We start from the raw sequence: 24016 nt of genomic DNA on the forward strand, positions 1-24016 counted from the left end.
AGCAGCAGATGACCGGATGGACCACCGACCGCATCCCCGACCAGCGCGGGCGGGTCGCCGTCGTGACCGGCGCGAACTCGGGCCTCGGCCTGGTCACCGCCACCGAACTGGCCCGTCGCGGGGCCCACGTCGTGCTCGCCGTCCGCGACACCGCCGCCGGTGAGCGGGCCTCCCGCCGGATCGACGGCGACACGGAGGTGCGCGAGCTGGACCTGGCCTCGCTCGACTCGGTGCGCGCGTTCGCCACCGGGCTGGCCGTCGACCACCCGGTGGTCGACCTGCTGGTCAACAACGCCGGCGTGGTCCTGCTCGGCCCCCGCCGCACCTCGGCCGACGGCTTCGAGCTGCAGTTCGCCACCAACGTGCTCGGCCACTTCGCGCTGACCGGGCTCCTGCTCGACAACCTGGCCGCCGCGCGGGCGGCCCGCGTGGTCAGCCTGAGCTCGATCACCCACAAGAACGCGCACCTCGACTTCGACGACCTGCTGTTCGAACGCGACTACCGGGCCGCCGCCGCGTACGGCAGGTCCAAGCTCGGCACCACGGTCTTCGGCGTCGAGCTGGACCGCCGCCTGCGCGCCGCCGGATCGCCGATCGCGAGCGTGCTGGCGCACCCCGGTCTCACCCGCACCAACCTGACCCCGCGCGCCTGGGAGCACCGCGGCCGGTCGGGGCGGTTGATCGCGCGGCTCGGCCTGCTGGCCACCCAGTCGGTGGAGCAGGGCGCGCTGCCGCAGCTGCGCGCCGCGACCGGGCCCGGGGTGCGGGGCGGCGAGTTCTTCGGGCCGTCGAGGCTCTGGGAGACCGTGGGACCGGTCGCCGAAGCCCGGTTCGGCCGGGACGCGACCGACCCGGCCGTCGGCGAGCGGCTCTGGTCGGCGGCCGAGCGGCTGACCGGCGTCGGCTACCTCTGAGGGCCGGCTCAGTCGACCGGACGTCCACGGTGGTGCGTCGCTTCAGGTGGCCGATGACCGGTTCCAGGCGCAGCACCTCGTGCAGGACCCTCAGCCGCTCCGGTTCGGCGGCGGCGAGGTACCTGGCGCGGACGTCGTCGTCGGTGAACAGGTGCCACGCGGCCATCACACCGACGCGCACGCCGAGGTGTCCCGCCGCACGCGCGACGGGACACCTCCGGTCGGTGCGGTCACCGGTCACCGGTCAGGGCAGCGTCCACCTCTGGTTGGCCGCGCCGTTGCAGTCCCAGATGTGCAGGGCGGTGCCGTCGGCGGAGCTGTTGCCCGACGCGTCCAGGCAACGCCCGGACTGCGGGTTGCGCAGCGCGCCACCGGACTGCGCGGCCCACTGCTGCGCCCCGCTGCCGTTGCACGTCCACAACTGCGTGAGCGTGCCGTTGGCCGTGCCGCCGGACCGCACGTCGAGGCACTTGCCCAGCGCGCGGACCGTGCCGTCACCCGGCAGGGTCCACTGCTGCGCGGTGGTGCCGTTGCACGTCCACAGCTGGATCTTCGCGCCGTCCGCCGTCGACGCGTTGCTGACGTCGACGCACTTGCCGCCCAGGCCGGTGATCCGACCGGCGCGGGTGGCCGACAGCTCCTTGACCCGGATGTTGCGGAACGACGCGTCGTCGCCGTCGCCGTGGTTCTGCAGGCCGAAGTGGCCCTGTTGCAGGCTGCGGACCGGATCGGTGTTGGTGAAGTCGTTGATCTTCACGCCGTTGAGGAACAGTTGCAGCCGCTCGCCTTCCACCAGCAATTCGTAGGTGTTCCACTCGCCGGGCGGGTTGAGCGCGCCGTCCCGGGCGGCGATGTCGGCCGACTTGTACCCGTACACCGCGCCGGTGGTCCGGTCGACCGCGTCGGTGGGGTCGATCTGGATCTCGTAGCCGTTGTTCACCGCCGACCACGGGTCGCTGCTCGGTGGGAACCCGATGAACACGCCGGAGTTGTCGTCGCCGGCCAGCCTCCAGTCCAGCTTCAGCGAGTACGACCGGAACTCCTTGGCCGAGTACCACAGCATCCCCATGCCGCCCTGCGTGGTGAGGGTGCCGTCGGCGACGGCGAAGCTGCCCGGACCGGCCTGGCTCCAGCCGTTGAGGTTGGTCCCGTTGAACAGAGACGTGTAGCCGGTCTCGGCGCGGCAGTCGGCCTTGGTCGTGCCGGCCGCGTAGCGGATGCCGCCGAGCAGGTGCGCGCGGAACCCGGGCTCGGCGAAGGCCTGCTCGGTGTGCCCGCCGGCGGTGTACCAGGACCGGCCGCCCTGGTAGGTCTGGCACCAGGCGATCGGGTGGTCACCCATGGTGCCGCCGGAGTAGGTGCCCTCGTCCAGGCGCGCGAGCACGTGCACGTTCGCCCGCGGGTTGGCCTGGAAGTTGTACCACTCGTCGGTCCGGACCCAGTCCGAGCCGAGGTGGGAGGTCGAGGCGTGGGCGCGGTCCTCGACCCGCACCGTCGCCTGCTGGATCGCCGGGTGGGAGTGGAAGTACCCGCCCACCACACCGCCGTAGAACGGCCACTGGTACTCCGTGTCGGACGCGGCGTGCACGCCGACGTAGCCGCCGCCGGACCGCACGTAGGACTCGAAGGCGCCCTGCTGGGCGTCGTTGAGCACGTCACCGGTCGTGGACAGGAAGACCACGGCGCGGTACTGGGCCAGGTTCGCGCCGGTGAAGGCCGCGCCGTCCTCGGTGGCGTCCACGGTGAAGTTGTTCGCCGCGCCCAGGTCGCGGATCGCCTGGACGCCGTTGGGGATGGACGAGTGCCGGAAGCCCGCGGTCTTGGAGAAGACCAGCACCTTGTAGGAGGGATCGGCGGCGGGCGCCGGGACGGGCGCCGCGGCGAGGATCATCACCGCCGTCGCGGTGATCGTCGACAGCACGGATCGCAGTCGGGACATCAGTTGCTCCTCGGTCGAGCGGTCGTCGTGGTCAGGGCCCGATCCACTTCTGGTTGGCGCCGCCGGTGCAGTCCCGGATGGTCAGCGCGGTGCCGTCGGCGCTGCCGCCGCCCTCGGCGTCGAGGCAGCGCCCGGACTGCGGGTTCACCAGGGCGCCGTCCGGTTGCGCGACCCACTGCTGGGCGCCGCTGCCGTTGCACGTCCACAGCTGGGTGGCCGTGCCGTTCGCCGTGCCGCCCGACCGCACGTCGAGGCACTTGCCCAGCGCGCGCAGCGACCGGTCGGCGGCCGTGGTCCACTGCTGCGCGGTGGTGCCGTTGCAGGTGTACAGCTGGATCTTCGTGCCGTCGGCGGTGGCCGCGCCGCTGACGTCGACGCACTTGCCGCCGATGCCGGTGATCCGGCCGGTGCGGGCCCCGGTGGCGAAGGTGAAGTCGTCGATGTCGAACAAGGCGCCCGCGCCTCCCCTGAACACCAGGTAGAGGGTCGTGGTGCCGGCCGGCCGGTTGGTCAGGGCCGCGGTGACGTCGGTGAACGCGTCCCAGCCGCCCGTCACCGGCACGGTGGCCGAGCCGAGCAGGGCGCCGGTCACGGACCCGGCCCGCACCTCGATGGCGCCGCCCGCACCGGCCGAGGACACCCGCGCGGTGATCGACGTCGCGTCGGACAGCACGTAGGGCTGGAACGCGATCCAGTCGCCGTTGTGGATGTCGCCGACCGTCTTGCCGCCGTGCGCGGAGCCCTTGTCGAAGACGGCGACGCCGCCGGCCGAGCCGTGGTGCTCCGCCTGCCTGGTCTTCGGCTGGGTGACGTGCTGGGTGTGGGTGGTCGCGCCGGCGCGGTCGGTGTACTCCGCGTCCCAGACGCCGAAGATGTTGGCGTTGGGGTCGTGCTCGCCGTCCTGGGGTGTCTGGACGGTGCCCGAGCACCCGGTGGCCTCGGTCAGCTTGTGGCCGTGCGAGTCGTGCCCGAGGACGTAGCTGAGCTTGACCTTGGCGCAGTCGACCGCGCCGTCCTCGGGGTCGGTCACGCTGATCCGGAACGGCACCGCGTCGCCGAAGTCGAACAGCTGCCCGTTCTGCGGCAGGTGCAGCGTGACGGTCGGGGCCGTGTTGCCGACGGTGACCTGCACGCTCGCGGTGGCCGTCCGACCGGTGCCGTCGGTGACGGTGAGCGTGGCGGTGTGGACGCCGTTGGCCGAGTAGGTGTGCTGCGGGTTGGCCGCGGTCGACGTGCCGCCGTCGCCGAACTTCCACGCGAACGTGATGGCGTCGCCGTCCGGGTCGGACGAGCCCGCCGACGAGAAGTTCACCGTCAGCGGCGCCTGGCCGGAGGTCTCGTCCGCGGCGGCCTTGGCGATCGGCGCGAGGCCGCCGGTCGCGTGCTCGATCCGGTACAGCGCCGAGTTCGCGTCACCGGCGAACCAGCCCGTGCCGTAGTCCAGCACGTACAGCGCGCCGTCCGGGCCGAACGCCGAGTCCATCACCTGCGTGCCGGTCCACGGGAAGGCGGTGATCGCGCCCGGCGTGCCGTTGGCGTTGACCGTGATGTCCTTGATCCAGCGGCGGCCGAACTCGGTGGCGAAGAAGTGCCCGTCGTAGGACTGCGGGAACTTCACCGGGGAGGCGAGGCCTGCGTCGTAGCGGTAGACCGGGCCGCCCATGGGCGACTCGCTGCCGCAGCCGAGGTCGGGCACCGAGCAGTTGTCGTACTTGATCCAGGCCGCCTTCGCCGCGGGCAGGGTCGGCAGGCCGGTGTTGCGCGGCGAGTTGTTCGTCGGCCCGCCCGCGCAGTTGTACTTGGCCCCGGAGGCGCCGGTGGCGAAGTTGTGGTCGTTGTAGGTCTCGTCGGTGGTGTTCGAGCCCGTGCAGTACGGCCAGCCGTAGAAGCCGGGGCCGGTGACCCGGTTGAACTCGACCTGCCCCGCCGGGCCGCGGGTGGCGCTCGTCGACCCCGCGTCCGGGCCGTAGTCGCCGAGGTAGACGACGCCGGTCGCCTTGTCCACGTTGAACCGGAACGGGTTGCGGAAGCCCATGGCGTAGATCTCGGCCCGGGTGCCCGCCGTGCCGGGCGCGAACATGTTGCCCGCCGGCGCGGAGTAGCCGCCGTCGGCGTTGACCTTGATCCGCAGCAGCTTGCCGCGCAGGTCGTTGGTGTTGCCCGCGCTGCGCTGGGCGTCGAAGGCGGGGTTGCGGTTGGCGCGCTCGTCGAGCGGGCTGTACCCGTCCGAGGCGAACGGGTTGGTGTCGTCGCCGGTGCTCAGGTAGAGGTTGCCCGCGGCGTCGAAGTCGATGTCGCCGCCGACGTGGCAGCACGTGCCGCGGCTGGCGGGCACGTCCAGGACCACTCTCTCGCTGGCGGTGTTCAGCGTGCCGTCGGCGTTGAGCACGAAGCGGGACAGCCGGTTGACCCCGTTCCAGGCGGAGAAGTCGGTCCCGTCGGAGGGCGCGTCACCGGCCGGGGTCGACAGCGGGGGCGCGTAGTAGAGGAACAGGTGCCGGTTGGTGGCGAAGTTCGGGTCGGCCGCGATGCCCTGCAAGCCCTCCTCGTCGTGGGCGTAGACGGCGAGCTTCCCGGCCACCTTGGTGGTGCCCGCGGCGTCGGTGAGCCGGACCGTGCCGTCCCGGGAGGTGTGCAGGACCGACCGGTCGGGCAGCACGGTCATGGAGATCGGCTCGCCCATCTCGGCCGCGCCCTTGGCGAGCGTCACCTGCTGGAACGAGGGCGCCAACGCGGCTCGCGGCGCCGAGTGCCCCAGCAGTTCGGGCGCTTGGGCGACGGCGGTCGTCGGCACGGCGGCTTGGACCGCGGCGGCCACCAGGAGCAGGGCGGCGGCGCCGAGGCCGGTGCGGGTTCGCGGGGATCTTGCCATGTGATGTCGTCCTCCCGGACTTCGCTGACTGGACGGGATCGAGGGGGTGGTCCGCCGGCCGACAGGACGACCGGCGGACCCGCGATTCCCTGAGCTCAGGGAAGGACCCACTTCTGGTTGCCCGCGCCGAGGCAGTCCCAGATGTGCAGCACGGTGCCGTCGGCGGAGCTGTTGCCCGACGCGTCCAGGCAGCGGCCCGACTTCGTGTTGCGCAGCGAGCCGTCCGGCTGGGCCACCCACTGCTGCGCGCCGGTGCCGTTGCACGTCCACAACTGCGTGGCGGTGCCGTTGGTCGTGCCGCCCTGCCGCACGTCCAGGCACTTGCCGAACGCCCGGATCGTCCCGTCGGTCGACACCGTCCACTGCTGCGCGGTCGTGCCGTTGCACGTCCACAGCTGGACCTTCGTGCCGTCGGCGGTGCCCGCGTTGTCGAGGTCGACGCACTTCGCGCCGATGCCGGTGATCCGCCCGGTGCGCGCGGTGGTGCCCGGCTTGACGTTGAGGGTGTACCAGGCCTCCGTGCTCCACAACGACTTGCCGGACTCGGACGCGAACGGCCGTGGCGAGCGCAGGTGCACCACCCGGTCGTTCTGGAGACCGGCGATCATGACGGTGACCTTCTTGCGGTCCGCGGACGGCGTGGCCGACTGCACGGTCAGCGTCTGCTGGTCGACCTTCGGCCCGCCGTAGGCCGCGGTCGGCAGGTAGCGCCACTGCTTGGCCGTGTACTTGGCGGCGAGGTCCTGCACCGTCTGGGTGGACAGCGGTTGGGTGTACTCCAGCTCGAAGCCGCCCGGGATCGCCCGCATGGCGACGATGTCGAACGCCTCCGCGCCGTTGGGCGTCAGCTTCTGCAGGCCGAAGTTCAGCTTGCCCGCCTGGCCCCAGTTGCCGCCGGCGCCGATGCCGCCGGTGTAGATCGCGCCGTCCGGGCCGAGGCTGATCCGGTTGACCCCGGATTCGAGGCCCTGCGTCATCCGGAACACCGCGCCCTGGTACTCGCCGTCGACCTTCTCCAGGAAACCGCGTTGCAGACCGCCGTAGGTCACGTCGCCGAAGACCATCTGGCCGGCGAACGGTCCCGTGGTCAGCTGCACCGGGTTGCTCGGCGAGTTCGCGATCTCGTTCTGCGGCAGCCACAGCACCGGCGCCGTGATCGCCCGGTTGTCGAACGGTCCGGTCGGGTTGGTGTAGTGGTTGAAGAACCGGTCCTGCTTGATGTGCACCAGCTTCGAGGACGGCAGCCAGCCACCCTGGTTGTCGGTGACGAAGACCTCGCCCTCAGGACCCCAGCCGATGCCGTGCGGCGTGCGCAGCCCGCCCGCGACGTAGGTGACGGCGCCGGTGGCCTTGTCCACCTTGATCGTGGTGCCGCGGTTGGGCGCGGGCTGGGGGTCGGTCGTCGCGCCGCCGAGGTTGATCGAGACCGACAGGTTCAGGTAGAACGCGCCGTCCCGGTAGAGCATCCCGAACGCGAACTCGTGGAAGTTGCCGCCGAACGGCCAGGTCGCGACCTTGCGGTAGGTGTCGGTGACCCAGTCGCCGTTGGTGTCGTCCAGCTCGGTGAGCCCGGTCTTCTCCGACACGTACAGCTTGCCGTCGACGTACTTGAGCCCCATCGGCTCCTGCAACCCGGAGGCGATCCGCTGGGTGCGCACCTTCGTGGGGTCGGTGGCGCCCGTGACGCCGCTGATCAGGTGCACCTCGCCGACCTTGGTGCTCGAACCGCCCCAGGTGGTGATGGCGAGCCGACCGTCCGGCAGCCAGTCCATGCCGCTGACCTGTGGCTCGAACCCGCTCGGGCGCAGGTTCGTGAGGGAGTACGCGGGGTGCACGCCGGTCAGCGGCAGGCCGTCGCCCGGCGCGTCGCCGCTGCCCTCGCACTCCTTGCGACCCGGCGCGGTCACCCGGACCACGCCCGCGTCGGTGCTGAGCGCGGAGTTCGGCACGACGCTGAAGCCGGTCGCGCCCGGCGGCTGCCACTCCAGGGTGAGCTGCTGGCCGCCGCCGTTGTCGAAGTGGTCGATCCGCAGGGCGTGGTAGCCGGCTCCGAGCTGGACCGAGCCGGTCTTCGACTCGCTGCCGTGCAGGCCGTCGTGGTCGACCACCACCGCGTTGTCGATCCGCAGCCGGGAGCCGTCGTCACTGGTGAGGCGGAAGGCGTGGGCGCCCGCCGCGGTGACGTTGACGTTGCCCGTCACCTCGGTCAGGAAGCGGTCGCCGAGGCCGAAGTCCCCGGTGGTGGTCCAGTCGACCGTCGGCATGAGCTTGTCGACGTTCGGCGTCTGGCCGGTCTTGAGGGTGCACAGCCGGGCGAGCTCGGTCTGCATGTCGAAGACCCTGAGCGTCACCCCGGGCTCTTGCGGCGGGGGCGCCGCCGCCGCGGTGGGCGAGGAGACGGACAGGGACGCGGCCGCGACGAGTGCCGTCGAGGCGAGGGAGCCGGCGGCGCGCAGCCACCGGATGCGACGGGCAGGGGACGACATCGGGGGTTCTCCCTTGAGCTAAGCCGGTGAGCAGGGGACTCGACTCGGCAAGGGGTTCTGGGCAGGGAGCCCTGGGAGCCGGCGTGTTAGCCAGGTCACATCCGGCTAGGCGACCGTAAGGCGACTTTTGTACAGAGTCAACGAAAGACCGTACGAGAATTACGAAAGTACTTCGAATGATTGCGCAACTTGCGGCATTCGGCGCTGGCCGCTGCTCCGGATCGGTCAGCTCGCGGCGTTCATCAGGTCCACCGCGCTGTGCTGGCGCGCCGCGTCGCTGCGCTGGAACGGCCCCGCCCACGGCTGGTCGTAGGAGTCGCTGCCGGACCGGTCCCGGGCGTGGGCCGTGTCCGCCTGCCGCTTGAGGTAGGCGGTGTACGGGCGGTCCGGCAACGCCCGGTTCAGCTGACCGAGCCCGCGCGCGAAGGCGCCCTTGAACGACGGGACGTCACCGCCGCCGCCGTTGTCGAACACGATCCCGCCGGGGTTGAGCGCCGCGTTCGTCGTCGAGGCGTCGGCCAGCGCGCGTGCCCTGGCGAGGTGGGCCGGGTCGCCCGTGGCGCGGTGCAGCTCGGTCAACGCGGCCAGCGGCACGCCCTGGTTGTAGCTCCACGGCGTCTGGCCGTTGTTGCGGCACGTGGACGTGACGAGCCCGTCGTTGACCAGGTTCGACCCGTTGATCATCCCGCTGCCCTCGAACCACGCCCAGCCGTCCCGGGCCCGCTGCACGTAGGTCGTCTCACCGGGCAGCCGGTTGTGCAACGCGGCGTTGAGCTGGACGTACAGCGAGTTGGCGATCGCGTTCTTGTAGGTCCGGCTCGACGTCCACCAGATCCCGCCGCCGCACGTCCGGTCCCAGTACCGGTGGACGTGGTCGGCGCCGACGCGGGCCGTGTCGAGGTAGCGGCGGTCTCCGGTCAGGTCGTAGGCGGCGATCCACGCCAAACCCCACCACGCGACGTCGTCGTTGTACTCGTTGACGAAGTCGCCGCTCCAGGCGGTCCGGTTGAGGTCGTAGGTGCGCGCGATGGCGTACCGGTAGCTGCCCATGCCGCTCACCCGCGCGTTGTCGATGATCGAGTGGAGCGCGTTGGCGGCGTTCCACCAGCCGGTGGTGTCGAACAGGCCGGTGCCCAGGTCGTACCGCTGCATCAGCGCGGTGGCCGCCGCGGTGGCCCGGTTGCCGGCGTTCCAGGTCGTGCGGTACCAGCCCGTGCAGGCGATGGACGACGACCCGGCCGGCTGACCGCAGGCGCGCAGCAGCCCGACACCGAGGTTGGCCCAGTCGTCCACGTTGTGCATGGACGTGCGCCAGCCGCCGTGACCCGCCGGCGTCGTGGTCGAACCGAGCTTCGGCTGCCAGGTCACGCCCGCGTCGTAGGAACGGTCGAGCCAGACCGCGTCGCCCTGGCCGCCACCGGAGATCACCGCCCAGCCCATGGTCTCGGTGCTGTCGAAGTGCAGCGCGACCCGGCGGGCGCCGGCGGGCACGGCCTGGGCCACGCGCTCACCCGCCGAGAGGGCGGGATCGCGCCCGTCGCAGTGGAGGTTGCAGACCGGCGCCATCGCGGTCGGCCGGGACGCGGTCGCCGGTCGGGTCGGCGACCGGTGCGCGCTGGGCGGCAGGGCGGGATCGCGGTCGTCGCAGTAGCTGTCGCAGACGGCGGTGGCCGACGGCGGCGCGGGCGCCGGTTCCGGTGGCGCGGCCGGCGCCGCCGGCAAGACCACAAAGGACAGGATCAGGGATGCGTGAACGACGGTGTTCAGCACAGGACCTCCCCAGCGGGAGTGGGTGGCCGACAGGGGCGTGAGAACGCTCTCACGACGAGGCTAGGACCCGCCTTCGCGCAGCGTCAACACGGAGCACCGGACAGATCCGTGTCGGGTTCCCGCCGCTTCCGTCCCGGCTTTTCCCGGTGCCGGCTCGAACCGTCCACAGTGGACGATAAAGACCTCGCGGGCGACATTCCCGGTCGCATGGGCGGAGGCATCGGGGTTTCCCATTGACAACGGGCGGTAAGAGTACGTGTAATTCTTTCATATGTCACTCTGCCCACCTGTCCCTGCACGCAGAGTAAAGGTAGGTACGGCCATGTCCCTGTCGCACCCGACCCGATTACTGGTCTCGGCGCTCGGAGCCCTCGCGGTCACCGCCGGCCTGGTGACCGCGCCGGCCCACGCCGCACCCGCACCCCCCGCATCCCCCGCGGACTCCGTCGCTGCGGTCACCGACCGGATCGCCGCCCGACTGGCGGGCGAGTTCGCCGACGAGGCCCGGCGGGCCGGGCTGCTGTCCGCCTCGACCGCCCCCGTGCCCCTGGCCCGCGCCGCCGGCGACACCGCGCTCGGCCGGGCCGTGCGTGACGCCGACCGGGAGGTCCTGACCGCCAAGGGGCTGCCGCAGGACGGCACGTCCCTGCTCACCGTCCGCCTCGCGCACGCCGACATGGCCGCCGCGCTGCGCCGGGGAGCCACGCCGCTGGTCGCGTCCTCCCCCGCCGACGACGCGCCGACGACCGTGACGGCCCACGACCGCACGGGCCGGCGGATCGCGCTGGCCGCCGACCGCGTGCCGACGCGCCCGGTGTACCTGGTCGAGGTCGACACCGCGACCGCGCTGGCCAAGGGCTCGGAGGTGCTGCGCTCGACCCTGGCGCGGCACGGCCTGTCCCCCGCCGCCGCACGCGCGGCCGTCACCCCCGCCTCGGGCTACTGGGCCACGCAGCTCACGTCGATCCGCCTGGACGACGACCACGAGCCGTGGCACAAGGGCGACGCGGAGATCTTCACGATCACCGCCGGGTTCGGCCTCGACGGCAAGGTCAAGGTCGACACCGCCCAGCTCCCCTACCTCGACGAGGACGGCAGGACCTACTACCCCAACCAGCTTCTGGTCCACTTCTCCGACTACAAGTACGACCTCGCCGACATCGTCATGATGGAGGAGGACGGCGGCACCAACTACCGCGACCTCGCCCTCGCCCTCACCCAGGCGCTGCTGACCATCATCGACGGCGGCGCGTACATCCCGTTGGTCAACGCGATCATCAACGCCCTGCCGGACGGCTGGTGGACCGACGACCCGGACTACGTCGACTCCTGGTACACCCTGTCCACCACCACCGGCGGCACCCTGCGCGGCGCGGCGGGCAACGGCACGATGACCGTCGTCCCCTACTGGGTCGCCCCGCTGTAGCGCGCTCGCCCGAAGGACCACCCGCTCGGCGGTCCCGCCGGACCGGCCACCGGACCGTGGCCCCGACGTCCTGGCGGGACCGCCGTCCGGGTGCGGCGGTGGCCTTCCGGTCCATTAGCTGAACCGGGTGACACCGACCACCTGGCACGAGCCGCTGCGCACCGTGACGGCGTCAGGGTGCCGCGATGAACCGGAAGCGGTTCGCCGGCACCGCGAAGAGGGCGGCCTCGCCGCCATCCGTGGGGCAGGGCACGAGAAACGCGGCAGGCCCCACGCGTGGAGCCGATCTTCACCCGAGCACCGGCGCCGCCCCTGGACGTCCGGTTCCGCACCGGATGTGAATCTTCACTCCGACGAGCGTAATCCCGCTTTCCCCCTGTGTGGCAACGACTTTTCGCGCTGTCATGTCACTACGGAACGCCCGGCACCCGTCGTGCACAGGGGAAGGCAGGAAAATGGGCAGATTCAGGTTCGCGACCGCGGCGTCGGCCATGGCGCTGGCGGCCTGCGGCGTGTTCGTGGCCGCCGGCGGCACCGCCCAGGCGGAAGCGGCGTACGACGACATCGCCATGCAGAAGCAGGAGAAGACCCAGTGGTGCTGGGTCGCCTCCGGCCTGACCATCGCCAAGTACCAGGGCTACGGCAGCACGCAGGCGGACTTCTGCACCCGGGCCAAGCCCTACTACGGGTGCGACAACCAGCCCGCCACGCTGGACGACATGGCCAGGGCCTGGGGCAGCCTCGGCATGGCGCACACCGGCTCGGGCCTGAACAGCGCGGCGTCGTTCGCCCAGGTCTCCACCGACGTCAAGGCGGCCCGCCCCCTCGGCGCGCGCATCGGCTGGACCTCCGGCGGCGGCCACATGAACGTGGTCTACGGCTTCGACACCTCGAACAACACCATCGGCGTGGCCGACCCCTGGCCGGACACGACCACCTACACGTGGTGGAACTACAACGACTACGTCAGCAACAGCTCGTTCAAGTGGACCCACTCCCGGATCGGCATCTCCCGTTAAGGCAGGCGACATGCGCGAAACACCGACGTCCGGCGGACGAGCGGCCGCACGCCTCTCCCGCCTGGCCACCGCCCTGGCGCTGGGCGCGTCCGCGCTCCTGTGCGTCACCGGCCCCGCCCACGCGGCGCCGGCCCTGGAGCCGAGCGCCGTGGACATCCCCGACTACCAGGCCGCCCTCGCCGCGGTGAAGTCACCGGCCGTGCTCAACGCCGTCTGCCGCTTCCTGGGCGTGCCCGTGCCCCTGGGCGGGGCCGAGACGCCGCAGGCGATCCCCGACCAGCCCACGCCGTGCGAGGGCATGCCGGCCTTCACCGTCAAGGACCCGCTGGCGGTCAGCGAGATCACCCCCGGCTTCGTCGCGGGCACGTCCCAGCCCATCCCCACCGAGGCGGTCAAGCTGAGCCACCTGGTGTCGTCGCTGAGCGTCTCGGTGAACGGCCGGCAGGCGACCGTCATGCTCGCGCCCACCCAGGGCGGCGGTTGGCACCTGGCCGCGGTGCGCGAGGGCGACAGCGACGCCGTCTACGCCGGCAAGGCCGAGCCCGGGGGTCTGGTGTTCGCCGAACCTCAGATCCGGGGCTGGTACCAGCTGACGCTGCTCAACGTCACCCCGCTCAACGACCAGGCGCGGCAAGGGCTGGGCGGCCGGGCGTCGATGTCGCTGAGCGACTACCAGAAGCAGGTCAAGGCCCGTTACGCCGACAAGCAGACCGGATCGGAGTACGACAGCAAGGGCTTCTCCAGCGGTTACGGCGCCGGGAACGAGGAGACGGAGGAGTCGTCGTCCGTGCCGCTGGTCGTCGGCGGTTCGAGTGCGGCGCTCGTGCTCGCGGGCGGCGTCTTCCTCCTCCGCCGCCGGCGGCGCGACCCCACCGGCTGAGCACCGGCCCGTCGACGCGCGCGCGGCGCGGCGGGCGGAAAGTCCCGGTTCGGCGATGGGGCCGGCCGCCGTCGAGTACCCGGGCCGAGGAGAACGACGTCCGGGTCGCCGGTCAGTCCGGGTGGTCGGTCGACTCCGGTAGTCCGCTCACCGTCGCAGGCGGGCCGTCGCGCGCAGGGGTGCGACGGCCCGCCTGATCAGGCACGAACGTCCGCCGGCTGGTCCCGGGGTTGCCGCTCGGGCAGTGCCGGGTTGCCGCTCGGGCGGGTGCCGGCGCCGGGGTGAGGTCGTCCGTCGGCTGGTCGGTGGTGGCGGGCGCCGACCGGCACGAGCGGGCGCGGCGGACTCGTCCGTCGACCGGGTCCGGTCGAGACCGCCACTCCAGGCTGTCGCGGTTCGCCGTCCCGCCGGGTTATCCTCCCTTCGAGGGATGAGTCGATGACACACGCCCGGCAGCGGCCGCATTTGCCGTGAGAAGTGTTGAGGTGTGGGGATGCGCAGGTCCGGGTTGGTGGAACACGTGCGTGGCTTCGGCTCTGACGACCACGTCTGCTGGCGGTACCGCGACGTGCGCGAGTTCCGCGACCAGGCACGCGTGTTCCTGTCCGAGGGGCTCGCCCTGGGGAACCGGGTGTGCTACTCCGGCACCGGTGACCTCGACGCCCTGGTCGGGGACCTGGCCGGGATCGACGGGATCGACGAGGCACTGCGCACCGGAGCCGCGCGGGTCGCGTCCCTGGACGCCACGTACCCGGTCGGCACGGTGATCGACCCCGCCGCGCAGGTCCGGGTCTACGCCGAGGCGACCGAGGCGGCGTTGGCCGCCGGGTTCACCGGTCTGCGCGTCGCCGCGGACTGCACCCCGCTGGTCCGCACCCCCGAGCAGCTGGCGGCCTTCGCCCGCTACGAGCACCGGATCGACCGCTACATGACCGACCGCCCGTTCTCGGCGATGTGCGCCTACTCCGGCACCGAGGTGGACGACGACGCGTTCGCGCAGGTCGCGTGCATGCACCCGAACGCCAACACGACCTACCCCGGTTTCCGGTTGCACGCCGCCGGCGACCGGACCACCGTCCTGAGCGGCGAGGTCGACTCGAACGACGACCTGTTCAGCCTCGCGCTGCAACGGGCCGATCCCCGCCCCCACGACGGGCGGCTGGTGTTCGACGGCACCGACCTGACCTTCCTGGACCACCGCGGCCTGCTGCACCTGGCCCGGCACGCCGCCGGCCGCGGCGCGTCGGTCGTGCTGCGCACGTCCTGGCCGGGTGTGTCGACGCTGGTCGACCTGCTCGACCTGAGCAACGTCCGAGTGGAGCGCGCCGCGTGACGATCACCCACCTGCCGCCCCTCGGCGACTTCACCCACCCCGCGGTGTTCTACGCCTCCGACGAGGAGTACCTGGACCTGCTCGTGCCGTTCGTCACCGAAGGCCTGGAGCGGGGCCACCCGGTCGCCGCGTCCGTGCCCGACGGTCGGCTGCGGCTGCTGCGCGACGCCCTGGGCGACGCAGCGAACGAGGTGCTGCTGCTCGACATGGAGGTGGAGGGCCGCAACCCGGGCCGGATCATCCCCGCCGTGCTGCGCCGCTTCGCCGACAGCCACCCCGACAAGCACGTCCGCATCATCGGCGAGCCGATCTGGGCCGGGCGCACCGACGTCGAGTACCCGGCCTGCGCCCAGCACGAAGCGCTGATCAACCTCGCCTTCGCCGGCCGGGACGTCACCATCGCGTGCCCCTACGACACCTCCTCGCTCGACGAGCACGTCGTCGCCGACGCGCTGGCCACCCACCCGCTGGTCTGGGAGGCCACCCGCCGCTACGACAGCGGCCACTACGCCCCCGACGCCGTCGTCGCCCGCTACAACCAGTCCCTGGCCACCGCTCCGGACGCCGCGACGTTCCAGGTCGCGGACACCGCCGGCGTCCGCGACGCCCGCCGCTTCGCCACCGGGCAGGCGGTGCTCCTGGGCCTGCTCGCCGAGCGGGTGGCCGACTTGGTGCTCATCACCACCGAACTGGTGGTCAACGGCCTGCGGCACACCGGCGGCGGGTGCGAGCTGAGCATCTGGCAGGACGGGGCCCACCTGGTCTGCACCGTCCAGGACGGCGGGCGCCTGACCGATCCGCTCGCGGGCCGCCGACCGGCCGCCCCCGACCAGGAAGGCGGCCGGGGTCTGCTGGTGGTCAACCAGCTCGCCGACCTCGTGCGCACCCACACCTCCCCGCACGGCACGACCACCCACGCCTTCCTGCGCATCACGAGCTGAACGCCGGCGGCTCGACCGCCGGCCGATCCGGTGAGGCGCCGCCGTGTCAGCGGCGGTGTCAGGGCGGTGACTGCCCGGTGTCAGGGCGGCGCGTGATCGTGGTTCCGGTGACCGATGTCGGATCCACGGAAGGAACTGCGCCATGGTGAGCACGACGAGCTCGGGTGTCGAGGACGGTTGGGGCAAGGTCGCGGACGTCTTCCGGGCGAACTTCGAGGGCGAACCCGGCGAGGTGGGCGCGGCGTGCAGCGTCTACGTGGACGGCCGTCCCGTCGTGGACCTGTGGGACGGCCTCGCCGATCGGGCGACGAACCGACCGTGGACGGGTGACACGGTCGCCCAGGTCGCGTCCACCACGAAGGGCGCGACCGCGATCTGCGCGCACCTGCTGGTCCAGCGCGGTCAGCTGGACCTCGACGCCCCCGTCGTCCGGTACTGGCCGGAGTTCGGCGCGAACGGCAAGGAGCACATCCCGGTGCGCTGGCTGCTGTCGCACCAGGCCGGTCTGCCGGTGGTCGACGGGCCGCTGACGTTCGAGCAGGCGTGCGACTGGGACCCGGTCATCCGGGCGCTCGAAGCGCAGGAGCCGTTGTGGGAGCCGGGCGCCGAGCACGTCTACCACGCCGTCACCTACGGGTTCCTGGTCGGCGAGGTCGTGCGCCGGATCACCGGCAGGTCCCTTGGCGCCTTCTTCGCCGAGGAGGTGGCCGCGCCGCTCGGGTTGAGCGCCTGGATCGGGCTGCCCGAGGAGCACGAGCCGCGGGTGGCCGCCTTCGAGGACGCCGCGCCGTTCACCCTGGAGGAGCTGCTCGCCGGGATGATCGCGACGACCGGGCTCGACGCCGACACGGTCACCAGGTGGGTCGAATCCATGTGGAGCCCGGACGCGGTCCAGATGCGCGCGGGCGTGCTCGGCGGCGCGATGGACCCCGCGACCGGGTACTTCCGGACGCGAGAGTGGCGCGCGGCGGAGTTCCCGGCCGCGAACATGGTCGCGGACGCGCGGTCGTTGGCCCGGATGTACGCCGCCACGGTGAGCGACGTGGACGGGGTGCGGCTGCTCGACCCGGCGACGGTCGAGACGATGACGGCCGTCCAGACCGACCGGACCCGGATGCACGGGGTGCCGCCGGAGCTGGACCTCCCGGCCCACCGCTCGTTCAACATGTCGCTCGGGTTCTGGCGCGCCTGCCCGCCGATGCCCATGGTCGGGCCGGGGTCGTTCGGCCACCCGGGCTCCGGCGGCTCGATCGCCTTCGGCGACCCGGACGCCCGGGTCGGCTTCGGCTACGTCACCAACCTCTGGAACTACCGGCCCGACGACCCGCGGGCGGCGAACCTCGCCGAAGCCGTCCGGTCCTGCCTGGGGTGACGGTGGTGGCGGTCGTCGCCGGGGTGCCCGCCCCGGTGCTCGTCGCGTTCGGCGCCGTGCTGGTGGCCGCCGCCGCGTGGACGGCCGGGGCGGTGACCGCGGGCACGGCGGGTGATCACGGTGTCGCCGGGTTCGCGACGAGGTCCCGGTGGACCGGCCGGAGACGACGTTCAGGCGGCTCGTCCCCGGCTGACCGGCCGCAGGTGTCGCAGGCCGCCATGAGGGTCCGGGTCCGGTCCGGGGTCGGGGACGTCCGAGTCGTCGTCCACGTCGAGGCCCCGGTCTTCCGGCCGGACCTCGGTGGGCGTGCCGTCCTCGGGGGTGCGGTGGGTGCGGCGCACGACCACCAGCAGCGCCAAGCCGAGCAGGAGGAAGGCGTGCGACGTGATCCGGGGAAGCGCGACCGCCCCGGTGACGAGGTCGTTGACGGAGAACGGCACGAGCACCGCGACGAACGCCGCGACGACCGGGAGCACCCCGACCACCGCCTTGGGGCGCAGCGCGGTCCAGAGCAGGCCGAGCCCGAGGGCGAGGTTCCACGCGGTGCTCTCGTTGAACAGGTGCGTCGACGCCTGACCGCCGCCGGTGTGCCCGCCGTGGACGGAAGTGCTGTCGACGCCGAACACCTGTGCCATCCCGAGCGTGAGTTGGACGACGGCGGTCCCGGCCAGGCCCATCCGCCAGTACCACCCGCGCGTGGAGCGCGACACCGGCGGTGTGACGGGGGTGGCGGCGAGCACGGCCGCGGCCAGGTCGGGGACCTCCGCCGCGGGGCGGACCCGCAGGCTCCGGGTGAGCGCGTCCGCGTCTTCCCGCCACCGCCGGCAGCCGGCGCAGGTAGCGAGGTGCGCGTCGGTCTCCTCGGCGGGCACGGGTTCGGCTTCTCCGTCGGCGCGCGCGGAGAGGGCCTCGCGGCAGGTGTCGCAGTCCACGTGGCGATTGTCCTCCCGGATCCGCCGGAAGTTCCTCGGACGTCACCGACCGCTGCGGCCGACCCCGCCGGGCGAGGTCGGCCACCGGCGACGCCGTCACACCGCCGCGTCGACGCGGCGCCCGGCCCGGACCACCGGGATGATCCCGCCCGCGGCGGCTTGGGCGCGGTGCAGGGCCAGTTCGGCGGTGGGGCCTTCGGCGAGGACGATGCCGGTGCAGGAGCGCTGGTCGGTCAGGTGCTCCAGCACGTCGCCGGGGCTCGCGGTCGGGTACCACTCGGGGTGGCCGGGCAGGTCGGCCAGGCGCTCCAGGCCGGTCCAGCCTTCGAGGACGCCCGCCTCGCGCGGGTAGAGCGCCACGAACCCGGTCGCGACACCACCGCCCGCCACACCGGCACCCACCACACCGGCACCCGTCACGGCACCGCCCGTCACGCCGTCACCCGCCACGGCACCACCCGCCACGCCGTCGAGCAGGTCGGGCCGAGAGCCGAGGGCGACCTGGACCACCGCGTCGTAGACGTTGGCGCCCAGCGCGCGGCACAGGGCCTCGCCGACCAGGGCCCCGCCGATGCGGGCGTTGACCTCGACGACCTCCGGCCCCTCGGTGGTGAGCACGAACTCGGTGTGCGCGAAGCCGCGCTCGTGCCCGGCCGCCGCCAGGACCCGGGTGATCCACTCCCCCAGCTCGGCGAGGTCGGCCGCCGGGAAGGCGACGGGGAAGGACGCGGCCTCCTCCCGGCGCGCGGGCTCGGGTGAGAGGACCCGGCTGAGCACGCCCAGCAGCCGGGTCTCGCCCTGCCAGGTGATGGTCTCGGCGCTGTAGAGGGGACCTTCGAAGTACGGCTCGGCGACGAGGCGGCCCTTGACCGGCGTCACGGCGGCCTCCAGGAGGGCGGCATCGCGTTCGGCCGGAGTGCGCACCAGCCACACCGCCCGGGACGACGTGCCCGCGGAGTCCTTGAGCACCAACGGGAAGACCGGGGTCGTGACCGGGTCGAGGGGGCCGCTGCGGCTCAGCCCGCGCTCGTTGAGCCTGGCCCGGACCGCGGCCTTGTCCCGCAGCACGCGCACCGAGTCGGGTGAGGGGCCGGGCAGTCCCAGCCGGGCCGCCAGCGCGGCTCCGGGCACCGCCCAGGTGTCGGTCGAGCTGATCAACCCGGCCAGGTCGCCGAGGTCGCCCAGCACCCGCTCGCACGCGGCGACGTCGGTGGTGTCGACGTCCACGACGCGCAGCCGGTCGCCGCAGCGGGACAGCTCGTGGGCGTAGATCGAGCGGTCGCCCGTCAGCAGCACCAGGTCGTGCCCCGCCGTGCGGGCGGCGTCGGCGATCCGGCCGAGGCCGAAGGTGAGGGCTTCCAGCAGCACGAGGGTCATGGCACGGGGTCCTTCCGGCGTTCCTGGGTGGGGACGATCGGTCCGCGAGGGCGTCGTGCCCAGTCCATCGCGGCCCACGGCGGGGCCAGGTCCTCCAGCGAGCCGATCTCCACCGGCGTCAGCGAGGCGGGGTCCAGCGCCTCGCGGTGGCGGTTGAACACGCGTTCGGTGTAGCGGTGGCCGGTGTCCGCGCCGATGACCACGTGCGTGCGGACGGGGTCGCGCCGGGCCTCCCGGGACGCGGCCAGGTAGGCGGCGCCGGTGGACAGCCCGGCGAACACGGCGTGCCGGCGCATGAGGTCGACGGCGCCGGCCATGGCGTGCTGGAAGTCCAGCCAGTGGATGCGGTCGTAGAGCTCGTGGTGGACGTTGTCGAAGTGGATCGCGCTGCCGATGCCGGCGATGATCGCGTCGGGGTCGGTGAAGCGCTCGCTGCCGAACGTGACGCTGCCGAAGGGCTGCACGCCCACCAGCCGCACGCGCGGGTCGTGCCGGCGCAGCGCGCGGGTGAGCCCGCCGGTGGACGCGCCCGTGCCCACGCTGCCCACCACGGTCAGGGGTTCGCCGGGCAGCGCCCGGACCAGCAGGTCGGCCAGTTCGGCGTAGCCGAGGTGGTGCACGGGATCGTGGTACTGGCGCATCCAGTGCACGTCGGGCCGGTGGGCCAGCAGCTCCCGGACCCGCGCCACCCGCCTGCTCTGGTCCAGGCGCAGGTCGTCCGCGGGCGGCATCTGGTCCACGGTCACGCCCAGGATCTCCAGTTGGGCGCGCATGGTGTCGTTGACCGTGGTCGAGGCGACGATGTGGCAGTGCAGCCCGTAGCGGTGGCAGGCCATGGCCAGCGCGAGGGCGTAGATGCCGCTGGAGCTGTCCACCACCGTCTGCCCGGGGCGGACCGCACCGGTGGCGACCAGGTGTCGGATCGCGCCGAGCGCCGCGTAGACCTTGAGGGTCTCGAAGCGGACCAGCACGGTGTCGGGCGTGAGCCGGATGAGCGACGGCGTCTTGATGGCGTCGGTGACGTGCTCGTGGACCGGCGCCACGGCGTTGTGGTCGAGCACGGCCCTCACCTGCCGATCGGGCACGGGCAGCGGGTCGTGCCCGGTGTCGCCGTCTTGCGTTCCAGGATCATGGTCGAGGCCCTTCGGGTGTGGTCGCGGCGTCGAGCGCTCCAGCCCTACTGGTCGTCGGGGGGACTTCCCCGGTTCCCGGCCCGCGCGGGGAATCGTGACCACCGGCCTTCTTCGCGGACGCGGGAACCGGACGCCCACGCCGCACGACTTCTACGGTGGTGGCCGGTTCCACGCCGGAGGGAGGCACGGGGTGCGCGGTGTCGGGTAGTGGCACGGGGGTCGAGGACGGGGTGGTGCCCCGCACCGCGCCGGAGCGCGGCCCCGGGTCCCGCAGGCGCGTCGGGCACGTGGCCGGGTTGTTCGGGCTGCTGGTCCTGTTGTTGCTGGGCGTCGTGGTGGTGCTGGTCGCGCAGGGGTCGATCGCCATCCCGATCGGTGACGTGCTGCGGATCCTGACCGGTCAGGACGTGCCGTCGCAGGTCAGTCGCACGATCGTGCTGGACGCGCGGCTGCCCAAGGTGGTCGCCGGGTTGCTGGCCGGTGCGGCGCTGGCGGTGGGCGGGGCGCAGATGCAGACGCTGTTCCGCAACCCGCTGGCCGACCCGTTCGTGCTCGGCGTCAGCTCCGGGGCGGTCCTGGGCGCCTCGGTCGTCATCCTGGGCACCGGTGGCGTGGGCTGGTTGTCGGGGTTGGGCGTCGTCAGCCAGCTCGGGGTGACCGGTGCGGCGGTCGCGGGGGCCGCCGGGGTGCTGCTGATCGCCCTGGGCATCGCCCGGCGGGTCGGCGACCCGGTGGTGGTGCTGGTGGTCGGGGTGATGCTGGGCTACCTGGCCGGGGCCGCGGTCGACGTGCTGGTCTACTACACCGACCCGGACCGGTTGCAGGCGCTGGCCACGTTCACCCGCGGTTCGGTGCGCAACGTGACGTGGACCGAGTTGCGGGTCGTCGCGGTGTCGTGCGGGGTGGTGCTGGCGCTGTCGGTGTTCCTGGCCCAGCCGCTCAACGCCCTGCTGCTGGGCGACCGGTACGCGGGCAGCCTCGGGATCGACGTCCGGCGCGTCCACTTCCTGTCCCTGGCGAGCGTCGCGGTGCTGTCCGGCGTGATCACCGCCTACTGCGGCGCCATCGGGTTCGTCGGCTTGGCCGCGCCGCACCTGGCGCGCGGGCTGGTGCGCACCGCCGACCACCGGGTGGTGCTGCCGGCCGCCGCGCTGATCGGGGCGGTGATCGTGCTGGTGGCCGAGTACGTCGCCGGCGGCAACGGGTTGACCGGGACGTCGCTGCCGCTGAACTCGGTGACCGCGTTCGTCGGCGCGCCGGTGATCCTGTGGGTGCTGCTGTCCGGTCGGGCGAGGAGGCAGGCGCGATGACCGTCGAACCACGTCCGGCGCTACAGGCGGTCGCGGTGCGCGCGGGCTACCGGCGACGTCGCCGGCACCCGGAGGTCACCGTGCTGCGCGACGTGCACCTGGCCGCCCGGCCCGGCGAGCTGATCACCCTGATCGGCCCCAACGGCGCGGGCAAGTCCACCCTGCTGCGCACGCTGGTCGGGGCGCAGCCGCCGCTGGCCGGTCACGTCCTGCTCGACGGCCACGACCTCGCGGACCTGTCGCCGCGGCAGCGCGCCCGGCGGCTCGCGGTCACGTTGACCGAACCGGTCGACGTGGGGCAGATGAGCGTCGAGGCGGTGGTGGCGCTGGGTCGGATCCCCTACCGGTCGTGGATCGGCCGGGAGAGCCCGCGAGACCGCGACGCCGTCGACCGGGCGCTGCTCGACGCCGGGGTGGCCGACCTGCGCGACCGCCCGTTGACCGACCTGTCCGACGGTGAGCGGCAGCGGGTGATGGTGGCCCGCGCCCTGGCGCAGGAACCGGCGGTGCTGGTGCTGGACGAGCCCACCGCGTTCCTGGACGTGGCGCGCCGCATCGAGTTCGCGGCGATGCTGACCCGGCTGAGCGCGACCACCGGCACGGCGATCGTGCTGTCCACCCACGACCTGTCGTTCGCGCTGCGCCGCGCCGACCAGGTGTGGCTGGTCGGCGGCGACGGCGCGGTGACCGCCGGCGCGCCGGAAGACCTGGCGTGCGGCGACGCGATCACCCGCGCGTTCACCGGCGAGAACATGTCGTTCGACGACGCGGCGGCCACCATCGTGGTCGCCGACGACCAGGCGCCCGGCGCCACCGTGCGGGTGGTCGGCACGGGTCGGCCGCGGCAGTGGGCCGAGCACGCCGCCCGCCGGGCCGGCTGGACGCCCGTCCCGGACACCGCCGACCACGTCCTGACCGTCGAACCCGGCACGCCGTGCCGTTGGCGGGTCGACGGGGCCGGCGTGCCGGACGCGACGCGCGGGCACGGGGTCGGCTTCGACTCCCTCGTCACCCACCTGCGCGGCTGCGCCGTGCCGTCGCGCGAAGACGCACGGACCGGCTGACCCCCCGCACCCCACGCACCAGCAGGAGGGCACCACCGTGAACGCACTCGTCCGCTCCACCGTCGCGCTGCTCGCACTGCCCCTCGTCCTCGCCGGGTGCGGTGGGTCGAGCCCCGCCGCGTCGGGTGACCGGGGGGACGCCGAGGGCTGCGTCACCGACTACACCGAGGGGCGCGACTACTTCCCCGACAAGAGCACGGTCACCGAGTCGGAGCTGTGGGACATCACCTACCACGGCTCCTACAAGACCATCACGCTCACCGACACCGAGAACTCCGACGGCGGGAAGCTCACGTACGTGCTCTACCAGTGCGGCACGCCCCGGCCGGCGACCACCGGGGACCTGGAGGGCGCGCTGGCGGTCCAGGTGCCCGTCACCAACGTCTCGGTCACCTCGTTCAACGCGCTCGCCATGGTCGACCGGCTCGGCCGCAACGGCACCGTCACCGGGCTGAGCGGCCAACTCCTGGGCAACGCCGGGAAGGACGAGTGGTACGCCGGCGTGGTCGGGGCCGCGGGGACGCCGATGTCGATCGGCGAGTACACCGATTTGAACAAGGAAGCCGTGCTGGGGTTGGCGAACCAGGTCGTCCTGATGTCCGGGTTCGGGTCGGGCTTCGACGACATCAGCAACGCCCGCGCCGCCGGGCTGCCCGGGGTGAGCGTGTCCAACCGGTTGGAGCGCCACGCCCTGGCCTCGGCCGAGTGGATCAAGATGGTGGCGGCGTTCTACAACGCCGAGGCCGCCGCCAACACCGAGTTCGACCGGATCAAGGGCAGGTACGACGAGGTCGTCTCCACCGTCTCGGGCAAGATCGGCGACCGCAGGGCGGGCTACCTCTGCGTCGCGCCCGAGCGCGGCTGCGAGTTCCTCTACGGCCACGGCGCCGAGACCCTCGTCGGCCGGCTGCTCACCCGGCTCGGGGTGGACAACGTCTTCGCACCCGACAACCCCGCGCCCAACGGCCAACCGTACGACTTCGAGAAGGCCGTCGGCACCGCGGCCGACGCCGACTTCTTCATCGTCTACGACCCGATGGCGATGACCCGCGCCGCGCTGGAGGCCGACCCGCGCACGAACCAGTTCCGGCCCTTCCGGGAGAACGCCTTCATCGCGGGCGTGGACGAGAACTTCGAGGAGTGCCGCGCCAAGACCTACCTCGACGTGGACGTGCTCGTCCGCGACTTCGCCATCGGTCTCGCGCCCGATCTGTTCCCCGGCGCCGAGGGCACCTGCTTCGCCTGAGA

Annotated in this window: 16 protein-coding genes and 1 pseudogene; 10 read left to right on the forward strand and 7 right to left on the reverse strand. The window is 72.7% G+C overall.

Annotated features, from left to right (window positions below; all coding sequences use genetic code 11):
- Positions 1–8 precede the first annotated feature (8 nt).
- The gene (locus ACQPYE_RS25235; protein ID WP_498714864.1) at positions 9–914 is read left to right on the forward strand and encodes an oxidoreductase; all 906 of its coding nucleotides are present in this window, start codon (positions 9–11) and stop codon (positions 912–914) included.
- A 244-nt stretch (positions 915–1158) separates the two neighbouring features.
- On the opposite strand, the gene ACQPYE_RS25240 is transcribed toward ACQPYE_RS25235, so the two are convergent.
- The 4 genes and pseudogenes from ACQPYE_RS25240 to ACQPYE_RS25255 form a co-directional block, all read right to left on the reverse strand.
- Positions 1159–2853 carry a ThuA domain-containing protein gene (locus ACQPYE_RS25240; protein ID WP_498714865.1) on the reverse strand — a complete coding sequence of 565 codons (1695 nt, stop codon included), beginning with the start codon at positions 2851–2853 and terminating at the stop codon, positions 1159–1161.
- Between the two features lie 31 nt (positions 2854–2884).
- Positions 2885–5725, reverse strand: a complete 2841-nt coding sequence (locus ACQPYE_RS25245; protein WP_498714866.1) for a PQQ-dependent sugar dehydrogenase — start codon at positions 5723–5725, stop codon at positions 2885–2887.
- A 107-nt stretch (positions 5726–5832) separates the two neighbouring features.
- Positions 5833–8211 (reverse strand): annotated as a pseudogene (locus ACQPYE_RS25250) (ricin-type beta-trefoil lectin domain protein); the annotation flags it as partial.
- Between the two features lie 225 nt (positions 8212–8436).
- Complete coding sequence (locus ACQPYE_RS25255) at positions 8437–9939, reverse strand: glycoside hydrolase family 76 protein (RefSeq protein WP_498714867.1); 1503 nt, start codon at positions 9937–9939, stop codon at positions 8437–8439.
- Between the two features lie 364 nt (positions 9940–10303).
- On the opposite strand from ACQPYE_RS25255, the gene ACQPYE_RS25260 reads away from it, so the two are divergent.
- The 6 genes from ACQPYE_RS25260 (at position 10304) to ACQPYE_RS25285 (ending at position 16952) form a co-directional block, all read left to right on the forward strand.
- The gene (locus ACQPYE_RS25260) at positions 10304–11407 is read left to right on the forward strand and encodes a DUF3103 family protein (RefSeq protein ID WP_498714868.1); all 1104 of its coding nucleotides are present in this window, start codon (positions 10304–10306) and stop codon (positions 11405–11407) included.
- 455 nt (positions 11408–11862) lie between these two features.
- Entirely contained in the window at positions 11863–12426 is a 564-nt protein-coding gene (locus tag ACQPYE_RS25265; protein ID WP_498714869.1) for a papain-like cysteine protease family protein, read from the forward strand.
- Positions 12427–12436: 10 nt separating this feature from the next.
- Positions 12437–13306, forward strand: a complete 870-nt coding sequence (locus ACQPYE_RS25270) for an LPXTG cell wall anchor domain-containing protein (RefSeq protein WP_498714870.1) — start codon at positions 12437–12439, stop codon at positions 13304–13306.
- Positions 13307–13799: 493 nt separating this feature from the next.
- Positions 13800–14639, forward strand: coding sequence for an MEDS domain-containing protein (locus ACQPYE_RS25275; protein ID WP_498714871.1), 840 nt, complete (start codon positions 13800–13802; stop codon positions 14637–14639).
- The gene (locus tag ACQPYE_RS25280) at positions 14636–15580 is read left to right on the forward strand and encodes an anti-sigma factor RsbA family regulatory protein (protein ID WP_498714872.1); all 945 of its coding nucleotides are present in this window, start codon (positions 14636–14638) and stop codon (positions 15578–15580) included. The genes ACQPYE_RS25275 and ACQPYE_RS25280 overlap by 4 nt, the downstream gene beginning before the upstream one ends.
- 142 nt (positions 15581–15722) lie before the next feature.
- On the forward strand, positions 15723–16952 hold the full coding sequence (locus tag ACQPYE_RS25285; RefSeq protein WP_498714873.1) for a serine hydrolase domain-containing protein: 1230 nt from the start codon (positions 15723–15725) through the stop codon (positions 16950–16952).
- A gap of 170 nt (positions 16953–17122) precedes the next feature.
- On the opposite strand, the gene ACQPYE_RS25290 is transcribed toward ACQPYE_RS25285, so the two are convergent.
- From ACQPYE_RS25290 to ACQPYE_RS25300, 3 genes are all read right to left on the reverse strand, one after another.
- Positions 17123–17884, reverse strand: coding sequence for a zf-HC2 domain-containing protein (locus ACQPYE_RS25290; protein ID WP_498714874.1), 762 nt, complete (start codon positions 17882–17884; stop codon positions 17123–17125).
- Between the two features lie 96 nt (positions 17885–17980).
- Complete coding sequence (locus tag ACQPYE_RS25295; protein ID WP_498714875.1) at positions 17981–19261, reverse strand: ATP-grasp domain-containing protein; 1281 nt, start codon at positions 19259–19261, stop codon at positions 17981–17983.
- Positions 19258–20322: a cysteine synthase family protein gene (locus tag ACQPYE_RS25300; RefSeq protein WP_498714876.1), complete on the reverse strand. Its 1065-nt coding sequence runs from the start codon at positions 20320–20322 to the stop codon at positions 19258–19260. The genes ACQPYE_RS25295 and ACQPYE_RS25300 overlap by 4 nt, the downstream gene beginning before the upstream one ends.
- Before the next feature lie 269 nt (positions 20323–20591).
- Here ACQPYE_RS25300 and ACQPYE_RS25305 point away from each other — a divergent pair, with 269 nt between their 5' ends.
- The 3 genes from ACQPYE_RS25305 to ACQPYE_RS25315 are packed head-to-tail and all read left to right on the forward strand — an operon-like array spanning position 20592 to position 24014.
- Positions 20592–21704, forward strand: coding sequence for a FecCD family ABC transporter permease (locus ACQPYE_RS25305; RefSeq protein WP_498714877.1), 1113 nt, complete (start codon positions 20592–20594; stop codon positions 21702–21704).
- Positions 21701–22768 (forward strand): ABC transporter ATP-binding protein, encoded by a 1068-nt coding sequence (locus ACQPYE_RS25310; protein WP_498714878.1) that lies wholly within the window; start codon positions 21701–21703, stop codon positions 22766–22768. The genes ACQPYE_RS25305 and ACQPYE_RS25310 overlap by 4 nt, the downstream gene beginning before the upstream one ends.
- Positions 22769–22805: 37 nt before the next feature.
- Positions 22806–24014 (forward strand): ABC transporter substrate-binding protein, encoded by a 1209-nt coding sequence (locus tag ACQPYE_RS25315; RefSeq protein ID WP_498714879.1) that lies wholly within the window; start codon positions 22806–22808, stop codon positions 24012–24014.
- Positions 24015–24016: the final 2 nt, after the last annotated feature.

Source organism: Actinosynnema sp. CA-299493 (assembly GCF_050946825.1).
Taxonomy (GTDB): domain Bacteria; phylum Actinomycetota; class Actinomycetes; order Mycobacteriales; family Pseudonocardiaceae; genus Actinosynnema.